This is a genomic window from Saccharopolyspora sp. NPDC000359 (assembly GCF_040300525.1).
GTDB lineage: Bacteria > Actinomycetota > Actinomycetes > Mycobacteriales > Pseudonocardiaceae > Saccharopolyspora.
Genome location: NZ_JBEPDU010000121.1, coordinates 1 through 1231, shown reverse-complemented (window position 1 = coordinate 1231; position 1231 = coordinate 1). Strand labels below are relative to the sequence as shown.

The 1231-nt window shown below is 73.7% G+C and carries 2 protein-coding genes; both read right to left on the bottom strand.

Annotation, left to right across the window (positions count from 1 at the left end; all coding sequences use genetic code 11):
• Positions 1-714, bottom strand: a 714-nt coding sequence (locus tag ABT324_RS33350; protein ID WP_351185902.1) for an ABC transporter permease, incomplete at its 3' end; no start/stop codon positions are given.
• A complete protein-coding gene (locus ABT324_RS33345; protein WP_351185899.1) occupies positions 681-1082 on the bottom strand; it encodes a periplasmic substrate-binding domain-containing protein in 402 nt (133 codons plus the stop codon). The genes ABT324_RS33345 and ABT324_RS33350, both read right to left, overlap by 34 nt.
• Positions 1083-1231: the final 149 nt, after the last annotated feature.

Sequence of the window (1231 nt, the reverse complement as noted above, 5' to 3'; positions counted from 1 at the left end):
GCGCGCCCGCGCGCCGGTCACGTGGTCCTCGGCCAGCGAGGTCAGCATCGACTGCCGGACGTGCAGCACCAGCCAGGGCGACTGCGAGATGCCCAGCACCAGCGCGGGCAGCGCCAGGTGCTCGGCGACCTGGCCGAACGAGACGGCCTCGCCAGCGTCGGTCAGCCCCGCCACCGGCAGCCAGCCCAGGCCCAGCGAGAACACCGCGATGGACAGCAGCGCCAGCACGAACGGCGGCACGCCTTCCAGGGCGTGGCCGGTGGCGGTGACGACCCGGTCCACCCAGCCGCCCTGCCGCCACGCCGCGACCGTGCCGAGCACCAGGGCGATCACCACCGCCAGCGCCAGCCCGGTCGCGGCCAGCAGGATCGTCCACGGCAGGCGTTCGGCGAGGACCTGCGCGACGGGCTGCCGGAACGACCGGGACACCCCGAGGTCGCCGCCGAGCACCCCGGTCAACCAGTGCCAGAACTGCACCAGCACGGGGTCGTCCAGCCCCAGCTCGGCCCGCACCCGGGCGACGTCGGCGGCGGACGCGCCGAAGATCTGCACGCCGTAGTACTGGTGGACCGGGTCGAACGGCGAGGCCGCGGCGAGCAGGAAGACCCCGAGCGCCACGACCACCAGCACCGGGACCGCGAACCCGAGCCGCCGCAGGACCAAGCGGCCGATCGCGCGGCTCATGCCGCCGGTGTCCAGTCCTCGATGTTCCACCACGGCCCCCAGGTGGTGCCGTGCGTGTGCGGTTCGACCGGCGGCTGGTAGCCGTTCCACCCGCCGTCGCGCATCACGTAGCTGTGGTCGACGAAGGCCAGGTACACCAGGCCGGGGTCGGCGACGTAGGCGCGCTGGGCCTGCCGGTAGAACTCCGCGCGCTTGGCCGGGTCGAGCTCCTGGCGGGCCCTGTCGAGCGCGGCGTCGACCTCGGCGTTGCGGTACTGGCCGGGGTTGTTGTAGGTGCCGCTGCCGATCACCGAGGAGTGCAGGCTGTTGTAGACCTGCGGGTCCGGGTCGATCGGGTTGCCGCCGCCGAGCACGATGCCCTCGGTGCCGATCCGCGCGGCGACCGCGGAGCGGTCCACCCCGGCGAGGTCGACCTGGATGCCGACCGCCTTGGCGTCCGAGGCGAACGCGGATGTACTGGTCGGAGTCCACCCCGATGGCCTTGGCTCCGGCCTGCTCCACCGCCGAGAACACGCCCTTACCGGAGGCGCCCGCCGCGTGGTAGACC